The sequence below is a fragment of the Megalodesulfovibrio gigas DSM 1382 = ATCC 19364 genome (genome assembly GCF_000468495.1).
Taxonomy (GTDB): domain Bacteria; phylum Desulfobacterota; class Desulfovibrionia; order Desulfovibrionales; family Desulfovibrionaceae; genus Megalodesulfovibrio; species Megalodesulfovibrio gigas.
Genome location: NC_022444.1, coordinates 2363935 through 2377315, shown reverse-complemented (window position 1 = coordinate 2377315; position 13381 = coordinate 2363935). Strand labels below are relative to the sequence as shown.

10 protein-coding genes and 1 tRNA gene are annotated in these 13381 nt (G+C 63.2%); 9 read left to right on the top strand and 2 right to left on the bottom strand.

The annotated features are described in order from the left end of the window. Positions 1–94: 94 nt before the first annotated feature. Positions 95–1114, top strand: a complete 1020-nt coding sequence (locus tag DGI_RS10410; protein WP_027193028.1) for an ABC transporter substrate-binding protein — start codon at positions 95–97, stop codon at positions 1112–1114. 56 nt (positions 1115–1170) lie between these two features. After that, positions 1171–3318: a cache domain-containing sensor histidine kinase gene (locus tag DGI_RS17255; RefSeq protein ID WP_051349741.1), complete on the top strand. Its 2148-nt coding sequence runs from the start codon at positions 1171–1173 to the stop codon at positions 3316–3318. A 130-nt stretch (positions 3319–3448) separates the two neighbouring features. Here DGI_RS17255 and DGI_RS10400 read toward each other — a convergent pair. Next, a tRNA-Lys gene (locus tag DGI_RS10400) sits at positions 3449–3524 on the bottom strand. 135 nt (positions 3525–3659) lie between these two features. Between DGI_RS10400 and DGI_RS10395 the strand changes: the two genes are divergently transcribed. The 7 genes from DGI_RS10395 to DGI_RS10365 all read left to right on the top strand — a co-directional run bounded on the left by DGI_RS10395 (position 3660) and on the right by DGI_RS10365 (position 12637). Beyond that, on the top strand, positions 3660–5468 hold the full coding sequence (locus DGI_RS10395) for a protein-disulfide reductase DsbD family protein (protein WP_158407320.1): 1809 nt from the start codon (positions 3660–3662) through the stop codon (positions 5466–5468). Between the two features lie 15 nt (positions 5469–5483). Beyond that, positions 5484–6698, top strand: a complete 1215-nt coding sequence (locus DGI_RS10390; protein ID WP_021760967.1) for a bifunctional nucleoside/nucleotide kinase/histidine phosphatase family protein — start codon at positions 5484–5486, stop codon at positions 6696–6698. Between the two features lie 256 nt (positions 6699–6954). Continuing rightward, entirely contained in the window at positions 6955–8673 is a 1719-nt protein-coding gene (locus DGI_RS19535; RefSeq protein ID WP_021760966.1) for a methyl-accepting chemotaxis protein, read from the top strand. Positions 8674–9133: 460 nt separating this feature from the next. After that, on the top strand, positions 9134–10078 hold the full coding sequence (locus tag DGI_RS10380) for a hydrogenase small subunit (protein ID WP_027193030.1): 945 nt from the start codon (positions 9134–9136) through the stop codon (positions 10076–10078). Positions 10079–10142: 64 nt separating this feature from the next. Continuing rightward, a complete protein-coding gene (locus DGI_RS10375; RefSeq protein WP_021760964.1) occupies positions 10143–11798 on the top strand; it encodes a nickel-dependent hydrogenase large subunit in 1656 nt (551 codons plus the stop codon). 77 nt (positions 11799–11875) lie between these two features. Beyond that, the gene (locus tag DGI_RS10370; protein ID WP_021760963.1) at positions 11876–12373 is read left to right on the top strand and encodes a HyaD/HybD family hydrogenase maturation endopeptidase; all 498 of its coding nucleotides are present in this window, start codon (positions 11876–11878) and stop codon (positions 12371–12373) included. A 15-nt stretch (positions 12374–12388) separates the two neighbouring features. Beyond that, on the top strand, positions 12389–12637 hold the full coding sequence (locus DGI_RS10365) for a HypC/HybG/HupF family hydrogenase formation chaperone (protein WP_021760962.1): 249 nt from the start codon (positions 12389–12391) through the stop codon (positions 12635–12637). A 69-nt stretch (positions 12638–12706) separates the two neighbouring features. Here the strand turns inward: DGI_RS10365 and DGI_RS10360 are convergent, their stop codons facing one another. Continuing rightward, positions 12707–13372: a response regulator gene (locus tag DGI_RS10360; protein ID WP_021760961.1), complete on the bottom strand. Its 666-nt coding sequence runs from the start codon at positions 13370–13372 to the stop codon at positions 12707–12709. Positions 13373–13381 lie beyond the last annotated feature (9 nt).

The following is a 13381-nucleotide window of genomic DNA, read 5'->3' as shown; positions in this document are numbered from 1 at the left end:
TTGCGCCCCCTTCGGGTATACTGCGCGTCTATTCCGTCAACTTCGTCCGTCATGGACGACAAGGGCGACACGGATGCATGGGAACGGGGGGATCATGCAAAGACGCGCGTTCATGGGTTGGCTGCTGCATCTGGGCGTGGGATTGGGATTGGACGTGGCCACCGGGCACGCCATGCCCGAGACCGCGCGCCGGGTATTTGTGCTGCAGAGCTACAACCCGGAATACGTCTGGTGCCGGGCCGTCAATCTGGGCCTGGAAGAAGCCCTGCACGGCATTGCGCTGGAGATTGAGACCGTCTATCTGGACGCCAAGCGCATCCCGGATCCTGTTCTCCTGCAGCAGGCCGCGGACGAGGCCTTTGCCCGTATGGAAGCCTTTGAACCCCATGTGGTGGTGAGCGTGGACGACGCCGCCCAGGCCCTGCTGGTGGCGCCCCGACTCAAGGGACGGGACAGGCCGCAGGTGATCTTCTGCGGCGTCAACGCGCCGCTCTCCAAATACGGCTTTCCCATGGCCAACATCTCCGGCGTACGCGAGCGTTGGCATTATCGCGAAGGCTTCGCCCTGCTCAAGCGCATCGCTCCCCAGGCCAGCCGCGTGGCGTTTCTGCTGGAAGCCTCCGATGCCGGCGGCTATGTCGTCGATGAGCTGCTGCGGGACCTGGCTGAGCACGGCCCCTACGATCTGGAGCTTGCCGGCGTGGAACAGCTGCGCACCTTCCAGGACTGGAAGGAACGCATTCTGCACTACCAGACCCATGCCGACGCCCTGGCCCTGGGTCTGTACAACGCCCTGCTGGACGACGACGGCACTGTGGTGCACCCCGATGCAGTGATGGCCTGGACAAACAGCGTCAACACCCTGCCCACCCTTGGCTTTTCCGACGTGGCCATGGAGCACGACCTGCTGTGCGGGATTCTGGAGTCCGGACACGAGCAGGGCTATCTGGCCGGGCTCATGGTCCGGGAGGTGCTCACCGGCGTCATCGCCGGGCGACTGCCCCCGCGCATCAACGAACGGGGAGTGGTGATGGTCAATCTCAAGACAGCGGAAATACTGCAGTTGTCCATCCCGTACGAAATCATCGAGGCTGCCGGGGTGGTGCTGCGATGAGAGCAGGCCGGCTGCCACATGCCCTCCCGCCCGGGGGACGGGGCAAGCTCGCGCCGGTGCTCTCCCTTTTGCTGACCGGTTTTGTCCTCATCACCATTGTTTCCTACATCCACACCAAACGCGCCGCCGAGGAGCTGGCCATGGGCCACGCCGTGCAGGCCCTGCGCTTCCTCAATCTCGAACTGGACAACCAGTTTCAGGAACTGCGCCGAAATCTGGTCCAATGGAGCAAGGAGGACATCTTTTCCCTGGCCCTGGCCGATACCTATCTGGGGCGCTCTGCCCGGGCCGCGGCCAACACCCGGCTGGCGGACCGCATCCGGGACAGGGACATCGCCCGCATCATGCTGGCAAATGCCACCGGGGACATCATTGCCGCGTCCGATCCCGGCATCATCGGCGTCATTTCCATTGCAGACCGCGGCTTCTTCCAGCGCTCCCTGACTGGCGAGACCGTGGTGGAGAGCCTCTCGAAAGGCCGGTATGTGGAATATCCCATCACCATCATTTCCACCATGGTGGCGCCCAAGGAGATGGACAAGCCCGGGGTGCTCTATCTGGTGCTGGACACGTCACGCTTTGCCCAGCGCCTGCTGGACGAGTTGCGCGTGGGCCAAAGCGGCGGCGCCGTGGTGCTGGATCCGCAAACTGGCATCATTATCACACCGTCCTGGGCCACGCCGGGCCAGTTTAATCCAGGCCCGCACCTGGCCGCCCTGGACGCCATTGCCAACACCGGGGAGGTGCTGCGATACCGCACCGGCGCTGCAGGCATGGAAACCGAACGCATGGCCGTGGCGGGCCGCAATGCGCATACCGGCTGGCTGCTGGTGGTGGAGGCGGACGCCCACGAGATTCTGGCCCCGGCCGCCTGGCTGGCCACCATCAACGGGCTCATCTCCCTGTGCATTCTGGTGCTGGCGGCGTTCTCCCTGGCGGCGCTCAACCAGGCCCTGGGCGGCCTGCGGGCCTCGGAGGCGCGGTATCGCTCCCTCATCGAAACCAGCCCCCTGGGCATCGCCACCTTCGACGGGCACGGCCGGGCCACCTATCTCAACGAACGGGCCAAGCGCATACTGGGACTGGAGACGGCCGCGTCCCTGCCCGAGGACTGGCGTCTGGAGCTGGAAGACGAGTCCGGCACCCTGCTCCCTCCCGAAACCCTGCCCATGGCCCGCGCCCTGGCCGAGGCTGCCCCCATGCACGGCTGGACAGCCTGGCATCGCCGGCCGGACGGGCAGCGTCGTGTCCTTTCCCTCAATGCCGCGCCGCTAATGGTGTCGGGGCAAGGCTCGGATGTGGTGGCCGTGATGGAGGATGTGACGGACCTGTACAACGCCCGTCAGGTGTTGCAGCATTCCAAGAAAGAGCTGGAAACCCTGGTGGAACAACGAACCCTGGAACTCACCGAAGCCAACCGCCGCCTGCTGGAGCTGGACGAACTCAAAAGCGCCTTCCTCAGCACCGTGTCCCACGACCTGCGCACCCCCCTCACCTCGGTGCTGGGATTCGCCAAGCTCATTCATCGGGAGTTCGCCAAACGCTTTGCGCCACAGGCCACGGACCCCAGGCTGGCCAAGAGCGCAACCACCATCCTGGCCAATCTGGACATCATCGTGCAGGAAGGCGAACGGCTCACCCGGCTGATTACCGATCTGTTGGACTTCTCCCGCCTGGATTCAGGATATTATCATTGGAAGGATGGTCCTGTGGATCTGGCTGCCCTGGCCAGGGACGCCGCCCGCGCCCTGGCTGCTGCCTTTGGCGAAAACAAGGGCGTGCGCCTGCGACTGGATATTCCCGAACAGCTGCCCCCCATGCAGCTGGACCCGGACCGCATTATGCAGGTGCTCATCAACCTGCTCTCCAACGCCTTGAAGTTCACGGCACAGGGAGAGGTGCTGCTTTTCGTGCGCGAAATCCACGACACCGGCCAGACCGTGGTGCAGCTGGGGGTAACGGACACTGGCGCGGGCATTGCCGCCGGGGAGATCGGCCGCATCTTCGACCGATTTTATCAGGTCGGACAGGCCGGGGGCAGCATGGAGACGAACAAGCCCCTGGGTGCGGGGCTGGGGCTGGCCATCTGCAAGCAGATTGTGGAGCACTACCACGGCCGCATTCGCGTCCAGTCGGAACCAGGGCGGGGGAGCACGTTTGTGGTGGAATTGCCGCGGGAGCATTCGCAGGCTCTGCCGGCATGACGCCCCTGCGCAGCGCGCGGCATCCGCGCTGCAACAGCAGGCACAGTGAACTGCACAAGGCGTGCAAAAACACATCGGACACTGCAACGAAAGAAGGGGACCAGCTTTCGCCAGTCCCCGTTACTTTCAGTGGTGGGCCATCAAGGAGTCGAACCTTGAACCAATGGATTAAGAGTCCACTGCTCTGCCAATTGAGCTAATGGCCCGCGCCGTCCGTGAGAAAGAGCTTCTAGCCAAGGCGGCCGGAGAAGTCAATCCTTGTGCCCACATTTTTTTTCGGGCACACAAAAAAAATGATCGCACCACGCTGTACCCCCCCGTTGGCCAGGGTTGCCATGCTTGTGGCATGGCTCGTCCTTTTCCTTGCCGGCAGCCCCGGTACCGGCCCGGGGGCGGCGGCATTCGCCCAGGATTCCACCCATGTGCTGGAATGGGAACTCGCCGCCCATCCCGACGGCCGCCTGACGGCCGTGCTGTGGATCACCCCCGGGGCGGGCCTGTACACCTACAGCCATTCTCCGGGGCTGCTGGGGCAGCCCACCACCTTTACCCCGGCGGACGGCGCAGTGCAGGCCGTGCGGTACATGCCCGGCGTGGAAAAGCCCGACACCTTCGATCCCGGCACCATCATCCGGGCCTATCTGGATCGCACCCCCCTGTTTCTTGACCTGACCGGAAGCGCCTTCCCGTTGGAGATCCGCGGCGAATTGCAGATGCTTTTCTGCTCGGACACAAGCTGCTGGCCAGTGCGCGAGGCTGTGTCCCACCGCTGGGAGAGCCGCCCCCAGACGCTGGCCTCCATGGCGTCCCCGCCGTTGCAGGCGCTCTATACCGCCTCGGCCCCGGGCAAGGCGCCCTCCCCGCCCGTGCCCGAAACTGCGACGGCAGCGGATGCCATTGTCACGGACGACTACGCCTTTGCGCCACAATTCTTCCGGCCCGGCCTGGAGGTGGGCGGCCTGGGCAAGGCCCTGCTGCTGGCGTTTCTGGCCGGCATGCTGCTCAACGCCATGCCCTGCGTGCTGCCGGTGCTCAGCCTCAAGTGTTCCGCCATCCTCGCCGTGAGCGGGCAGGAGAGCCGGCGCGAGCAGGAGCGGCAGTTCCGGGAGCATTCCATCTGGTTCGCCGTGGGCATTCTGTGTTATTTCTTCATCCTGGGCGGGGTGCTGGGTCTGGCCGGCCTGGCCTGGGGGCAACTGTTCCAGCAGCCGGCCCTGCTGCTGGGTCTGGCGGTGGTGCTGTTCATGCTGGGGCTCTCCCTCTTCGGGGTCTTCGACCTGCCCATGATCGACCTCAAGGGCAACAGCGGCCCTTCGGACCGGCCGCGGCTGCAGGCCTTCAGCACCGGCGTGCTGGCCACCCTGCTGGCCACCCCCTGCAGCGGCCCGCTGCTGGGCGGCGTGCTGGGCTGGACCCTGAGCCGCTCCCCCTCCACCATCCTGCCGGTGTTCATGACCATTGGCGCAGGCATGACCGTGCCGTACCTGGGCATGGCCATCTGGCCGAGTCTGGTACGCGTGCTGCCGCGGCCAGGGGTCTGGAACATTCACCTGGAACGCGGCCTGGGTTTCCTGCTGGTGGGAACGACGATTTATCTTGTCCAGATTCTTCCCCAATCCCTCTTCACGCCTGCCCTGGTCTGCCTGTGGGCAGCGGGCTTCTCCGCCTGGATGTGGGGTCAGTGGACCACCCTTTCCCAACCCCGGATATTGCGCTGGGGCATTCGCGCCGCCGCCGCCTGCCTGATTGCCGTCGCCGTGGCCTGGGCCTTGACCCCCGGCACCCAGGGCGTGGTCTGGGAACCCTTCGACCCCGTCCGCTTCGGGCAACATCTTGGCAATCAGCCTGTGTTGATGGACTTTACCGCGGACTGGTGCCCCAACTGCAAGGTGCTGGAAAGCACCACCCTGCGCGACAGCGTCATCAAGCCCCTGCAGGAGCGCTACGGCCTGACGCTCATCAAGGTGGATATGACCCAGGAAGACGCCCGCAAGATGGCCCTGCTCAAGGCGCTGGGCAGCCAGTCCATCCCGGTGGTGGCCATATTCCCCACCGGTGATGCCGCCAGGAGCCCCATGATCCTGCGAGACCTCTTCACCTCCGGACAGTTGGCTGACATTCTTGAAGAAACCTTTACGAACTCGCCCTGAGCGCAGGGAGCATGGATGGCCACCGCAGGAAAACTGTACATCGTGCTCATGGGCTTGCCGGCCACCGGCAAATCCGTGCTGGCGCGCAAGCTGCAAGAGACCCTGGCCGGAGACGGCCGCGCCGTACGCACCTTCAATAATGGTGACGTGCGCCGCCGCCTGTTCCCTCGCAACACGTCCTTTGCGGAATTCTACAATCCGGACAACGCGCAGTATTCGGCCCTGCGGGATGAAATCGCCCTCATCAACCTGTATGAGGCCAAGAACTGGCTGCAGGATGGCGGGGAGATCGCCATCCTGGACGCCACCAACGTCAGCCGGGCGCGCCGTGCCAAGATCGAATCCCACCTCCACGAACATCCTATTCTCTACATCGAGACCGTCAACAACGATCCTGAGCTGTATGCCTATTCCATCGACCGCAAAACCCGGCTGCCGGAGTTCTCGCATCTTTCCTATGAAGAGGCCCGGCAAAGCTTCGAGGACCGCATCAACTTTTACCGCAAATTATACACGCCCCTCAACGACGAACGAAACCATCTGGTGCTGGATACGCTGAACAACCGTGTCCTCAAGGAACACATCCAGGACCGTTTTCCGCATTACTTCCAGATTCGTGACCTGCTGGTGGCGGACTGGGTGAAGGGGCTATACTTGGTGCGCCACGGCGAGACCACCTGGAACGCCGAGCAGCGCATCGGCGGCGATCCTCTGCTCAACGATCACGGCAACTGCCAAGCCCGGGCCATGGCCGAACACCTCAAATCGCTGCCGCTGGGCTTCATCTTCACCAGTTCCAAACAGCGCAGCCGGCAAATGGCCGAACCGCTGCTATGCGCACGCCCCGAGGCCCGGCACATGGTCATCAAGGAATTCGACGAGATTCACGCCGGAATCTGCGAAGGGATGACCTATGAGGAGATGCGCCGCACCCTGCCCCAGGAATTCGCCGCCCGCAGCGCCGACAAGTATCAATACACCTATCCTGGCGGCGAGAGCTACGCCACGTTGCAGTCGCGCGTGGATCGTGGCCTCAAAAAGGCGCTCTGGATTGCAGGCGTCTCGCAAAACATCTGCATCGTGGGGCATCAGGCGGTGAACCGGGCCATCCTGGCCCAGTTCTTGTTCCGCCGGCAGCAGGACGTGCCCTACATTAACATTCCGCAGGAAAAGTATTATCATATTGTCAGTGTACAGGAAAAAAAGGTGGTGGAGCTGCTGGGATACTAGAGCATTTTAATTTTGAAAAAGGACATTGCGAGAGGGGAAACCTTTTTGCAAAANAAAGTCTTTGGGGAGGGGGGTCTGGGGGAACTCTTCTCAAAGATAAAATGCCCTAAGCAGCGAAGTGGCTGTTTGACTTGACAATAACGTCACAGATCTCTGGGAGAGGCGCAATCCAGTTGACCTGACGGGCAGGAAAATTGCACGATGCCCACGCTCGGCGTGTCGAGGACAACCTCCTCATTTTTCTTGGGATGGAATAATGAAGCCTACGTTGCGAATTGTCGTCGCCTGTGTGGCAGTGGTCTGTCTGCTGGTTGTCGAGGGGGTGGTGCTGGCTGCCTTCTCCCTGGCACTGGAAGGCGTGGAGGGGGTGTCACCTGCCGCCGTGGCCAAGGCACGCACTGCCGCCCTGCTGGGCGGTCTGGTCGCCGTGGCCCTTGCCGCCGGTGCGCTGGATGTATTCGTCCGCCGCCACCTGCTCACCCCCTTGCGGGCCCTGGCTGCCTATGCCGATGCCGTGGCCCACGGCGAGCGTCCGCCCTGCGTCTCCGGTCCGTTCATCGGCCGGCTGGCCAGCCTGCGCACGTCCTTGTGCACCATGGTGGATGCCCTGCATGACGCCCTGGACAAGGCGGCCGCCCTGACCCGTGACGCCAATGAACACGCCCTGGAAGCCGACGCCTCCCGTCGCCAGGCCCAACGGCTGATCATCAAGGACGAGACCCGCCGCACCGGCATGCTCGCTGCCGGGGAAACCCTGGAAACCGTGGCAGATTCCATCGCCACCATGGCCAAGGAACTCAGACACGTGGCCGCCGAGGTAAGCGACGGCGCAGCAGGCCAGCAGGTGGAGGTGGACCGCACGGCCGAAGCCGTCTCCAGCATGACAGCCGCCTTTGATCACGCCGCCACCCGTGCCCGCCAGGCAGCAGACAGCGCCGACGCCGCCCGCAGGCAGGCCGCACAAGGCGCCAGCGTGGTGGATTTGTCCGTAGATGCCATCACGTCCGTGCGAGAACAGGCCGCCGCCCTCTCCCAGAACATGACCCACCTGGGCCACCAGGCCGAAAGCATCGGCGCGGTGATGACCGTGATTTCCGACATCGCCGATCAAACCAATCTCCTGGCCCTGAACGCCGCCATCGAGGCTGCCAGAGCAGGCGATGCCGGCCGGGGCTTTGCCGTGGTGGCGGACGAGGTACGCAAACTGGCGGAAAAAACCATGCAGGCCACCCGGGAAGTGGGTGCCGCCATTGAAGGCATCCAGCAAGGCACGCGCACCAGCCTCTCCCACGTGGAACACGCCTCCAGCGCAGTGGAAGACGCAGCCTCCCGGGCGGCCGAATCCCGCACGGCGCTGACGGAAATCGTCTCCCTGGCCCAGGGCACGGCCAGCGAGGTGCAGGAGCTGGCCATCGTCATCGAACAGCAGGCCGGCAGCAGCGCAGACATCAGCAAGGCCGTGACCCGCATCCATGAAATTTCCGCCCGCACCACCGACGGCATGCTCGCCGCCAGCCGGACCATCGCCGCCTTGAGCCGTCAGGCGGAAGAATTGGTGACCTGCAACGGCGTGCTGCAACTCATCGGCAAGGGCGAAGTGCAGGCCCAGTTGGAGCGCATGGCCGCCGGCATGCAGGCCATGGACCCCGCCCGCATGGAGACGGACATGCGCCAGGCCGCGGCGAAATCCCCCTACTTCGAACTGCTCTACGCCACGGACGCCAGGGGCGTGCAGACCACTGCCAACATCGGCGGCGCCGGCCTGCCGCACCTGAACGACCCCGCCGCCAAAGGCCGCAACTGGAGCAACAGGCCCTGGTTCGCCGGGCCGCTCAAGCTGCAGGATACGTACATCTCGCCGGTGTATGTCTCCACAGCCACCAACTCGCCGTGCCTCACCATCTCCACCCCCATCTGGCGCGAGGACATCGTGGTGGGCGTGCTGGCGGCAGACATCCGGGTCACCGTGTCATAGAAAAACCACACCGCCCCTCCTTGCTGTGAACGCGCCCGGCACCCGCCCGGCGCGTTTTTTATTTGAGCTGAGCCAGAATGCTTGCGGCCATGAATAGCATAAAAATTTAATACGTAGCACAAAAAAGGCATGACTATTGAAACAAAGCACAACACTCACTATGCGCAAGATTTCACAAGCAAAGTAGCAGATACAACCGGAAAAAGCATTGACACGGCATGCCTCCACGCGTAGATACGAATTCTAACATCTTACGAAGACATGCATTATCAATGCCTTCAATGCACTTCAAGCTGCCTGGACCTGCCCGATGACGACGCGCAGCGCTTGGTATAGAGTGTGGAACTCCAGCCGTTACTGTCGCATGTTCCAATGCGCGCAAGCAGGCCCTGTTTGATCCTAACACTGGGTGTGTGTGTCCGAACGGACCTTAGAACTAGAGAGGACGGAGGGTACGTAAATGAAGTGTTACATTGGACGTGGCAAGGACCAGGTCGAGGAACGCCTGGAGCGCCGGGGCGTCTCGCGCCGCGACTTCATGAAGTTCTGCACGGCCGTGGCCGTCGCCATGGGTATGGGTCCCGCCTTTGCCCCCAAGGTTGCCGAGGCGTTGACCGCCAAGAAGCGCCCCAGCGTGGTGTATCTGCACAATGCAGAATGCACCGGCTGCAGCGAATCTGTGCTGCGGACCGTTGACCCGTACGTTGACGAACTCATTCTTGATGTGATTTCCATGGATTATCACGAAACCCTCATGGCTGGCGCCGGTCATGCCGTGGAAGAAGCCCTGCACGAAGCCATCAAGGGCGATTTCGTCTGCGTCATTGAAGGCGGCATTCCCATGGGCGACGGCGGCTACTGGGGCAAGGTCGGCGGCCGCAACATGTACGACATCTGCGCCGAAGTGGCTCCCAAGGCCAAGGCTGTCATCGCCATCGGCACCTGCGCCACCTACGGTGGCGTGCAGGCTGCCAAGCCCAACCCCACGGGCACCGTGGGTGTGAACGAAGCCCTGGGCAAACTGGGCGTGAAGGCTATCAACATCGCCGGCTGCCCGCCGAACCCCATGAACTTTGTGGGCACCGTGGTGCATCTGCTCACCAAGGGCATGCCCGAGCTGGACAAGCAAGGCCGCCCGGTGATGTTCTTCGGCGAAACCGTGCACGACAACTGCCCCCGTCTGAAGCACTTCGAAGCGGGCGAGTTTGCCACCTCCTTCGGCTCCCCTGAAGCCAAGAAGGGCTACTGCCTCTATGAGCTGGGTTGCAAGGGTCCTGATACGTACAACAACTGCCCCAAGCAGCTCTTCAACCAGGTCAACTGGCCGGTCCAGGCCGGGCACCCCTGCATCGCCTGCAGCGAGCCCAATTTCTGGGATCTCTATTCGCCGTTCTACAGCGCCTAGACGACCTGCGGCCAAGCTCATCGAGCACTAGCCAGGAACTTCGTTTCGCACAGGAGAAGACCCGATGTCTGAAATGCAAGGCAACAAGATCGTCGTCGATCCCATCACCCGGATCGAGGGCCATCTTCGCATTGAAGTGGAAGTGGAAGGCGGCAAGATCAAGAACGCCTGGAGCATGTCCACGCTGTTCCGCGGCCTGGAAATGATCCTCAAGGGCCGCGACCCGCGCGACGCCCAGCACTTCACCCAGCGCGCCTGCGGCGTGTGCACCTATGTGCATGCCCTGGCCTCCGTCCGCGCCGTGGACAACTGCGTGGGCGTGAAGATTCCCGAAAACGCCACTCTCATGCGCAACCTCACCATGGGCGCGCAATACATGCACGACCACTTGGTGCACTTCTACCACCTGCATGCCCTTGACTGGGTGAACGTGGCCAACGCCCTGAACGCCGATCCGGCCAAGGCTGCCCGCCTGGCCAACGATCTCTCCCCCCGCAAAACCACCACGGAAAGCCTCAAGGCCGTGCAGGCCAAGGTCAAGGCCCTGGTGGAAAGCGGCCAGCTGGGCATCTTCACCAACGCCTACTTCCTGGGCGGCCACCCCGCCTATGTGCTGCCGGCGGAAGTGGACCTCATCGCCACCGCCCACTACCTGGAAGCCCTGCGCGTGCAGGTGAAGGCCGCCCGGGCCATGGCCATCTTCGGCGCCAAGAACCCCCACACCCAGTTCACCGTGGTGGGTGGTTGCACCAACTACGACTCCCTGCGTCCCGAACGCATCGCCGAATTCCGCAAGCTGTACAAGGAAGTCCGCGAGTTCATCGAGCAGGTGTACATCACGGACCTGCTGGCCGTGGCCGGGTTCTACAAGAACTGGGCCGGCATCGGCAAAACGTCCAACTTCCTCACCTGCGGCGAATTCCCCACCGACGAATACGATCTGAACTCCCGCTACACCCCGCAGGGCGTGATCTGGGGCAACGACCTCAGCAAGGTGGACGACTTCAACCCCGACCTCATCGAGGAGCACGTCAAGTACTCCTGGTACGAAGGCGCGGACGCCCACCATCCGTACAAGGGCGTCACCAAGCCCAAGTGGACCGAATTCCACGGCGAAGATCGCTACTCCTGGATGAAGGCCCCCCGGTACAAGGGCGAAGCCTTCGAAGTGGGGCCGTTGGCCTCCGTGCTCGTGGCTTACGCCAAGAAGCACGAACCCACCGTCAAGGCTGTGGATCTTGTCCTCAAGACCCTGGGCGTGGGCCCCGAAGCCCTGTTCTCCACCCTGGGCCGCACCGCCGCCCGCGGCATTCAGTGCCTCACCGCCGCTCAGGAAGTGGAAGTGTGGCTGGACAAGCTGGAAGCCAACGTCAAGGCTGGCAAGGACGATCTCTACACCGATTGGCAGTACCCCACCGAGTCCCAGGGCGTGGGCTTTGTTAACGCGCCCCGCGGCATGCTCTCCCACTGGATTGTCCAGCGTGGCGGCAAGATCGAGAACTTCCAGCTCGTGGTGCCCTCCACCTGGAACCTCGGCCCCCGCTGCGCCGAAGGCAAACTCTCCGCTGTGGAACAGGCCCTCATCGGTACGCCCATCGCCGATCCCAAGCGTCCTGTGGAAATCCTGCGCACCGTGCACTCCTACGACCCCTGCATCGCCTGCGGCGTGCACGTGATCGATCCGGAGTCCAACCAGGTGCACAAGTTCCGCATCCTGTAGTTCCGGACGCCAGACCCAACGCAACAACCAGGAGCCCGGCCTTGCCGCCGGGCTCCTGACGTCTTATCAAGGTGTTCATGTCCAACGACTCTCCCCGCATCCTCGTCATGGGCGTCGGCAACATCCTGTACACCGACGAAGGCCTGGGCGTGCGCCTGGTGGAGCACCTGGAAGCGCGCTACGACTTTTCGGAACAAGTCACCCTGTTTGATGGCGGTACCCTGGGCATGCGCCTCATGGGACCCATCATGGAATGCGATCTGCTCATCGTGCTGGATGCCGTGCTCGGCGGCGACGAACCCGGCGCCATTTACCGCCTCACAGGGGACGACCTGCGCAAGAGCCTGGCCTTCAAGAACTCCATGCATCAGACCGATCTGGTGGATACCCTCATCTTCTGCCAACTGGCCGGGCACTGCCCCGAGGCCGTGATCATCGGCATGGAGCCCTTCGATTACGAGACCATGCACCCGGAAATCTCCCCCCTGGCCCAGGAACGCCTGCCCCTCATGGCCGAGGTGGCCCTCAAGGAAATCGCCGCCCACGGCGGCAGCTTTACTCCCAAATCGGCGTAACCAAGGAGCGCGCGCATGTGCCTTGCCATTCCCGCCCGTATTGAAACCATTGAAAATGGCGTGGCCACCTGCCGCGTGGGAGCCAGCGACACCTTTGTCAAAGCCTCCCTGCTGCTGCTGGAAGGCCAGGCTGGCCCCGGGGACTACCTGGTGGTGCATGCCGGCTTTGCCCTGCGCAAGATGGACGTCAAGGAAGCCGAAGAATCTCTGCAAGTCATGCGGGACATGGCCGCGGTGATGAACGGCGGCGACGTGCGATTCTAGAGAGAATTATCTTTGCAAAGAGTACTCGGGGGAAGAACCTTTCTAAAGAAAGGTTCTTCCCCCGAACGCTCACGACTCCAGATCCACCACGCCCAACCGCGCGGCGTAGCGCACCAGCTCAATGGTGCTGGCCAACCCCAGCTTGCTCATGATGTTGGCGCGGTGGTTGTCCACGGTCTTGCGAGAGATGAACAGCGAGGCCGCGATATCTGCCGGGTGCACGCCCTCGGCCAGCAGGCGGAAAATCTGCTGTTCGCGTCTGGTGAGCTTGGCATAGGGCGAATCTGAGATCATCGCCCGGCGATTGGAGAACTCCATCAATTTTTGCAGCACCTTGGGCGAGACAGCGCTGTCCAGGTACTGCTCGTTGCGGCTCACGGCTTCCAGGGCCCGGGCCAGGCTCTCGGCACTGGACTCCTTGAGCACATATGCGCCGGCGCCGGCGCGGAAGCTCTCGGACACAAACTCGATCTTGCAATGCATGCTCACCACCACCACGCGCAGGCCCGGCACCTCCTGCTGCAGCTCCCGCAGCAGTTCGACGCCGCTGCCGTCGGGCAGGGAAAGGTCCACGATGGCGATATCCGGCCGCACCTGCCGGGCCAGGGCCAGGGCCTCGGCGCAGCTGCCGGCTTCGGCCGTCACCTCGTACTGCCCGGTCTGCTGCACCAGGGCCTTGAGCCCCTCGCGAAACAGAGGGTGATCGTCCACAAGCAGGACCCGCCGGCAGCTCATTCGGTATTC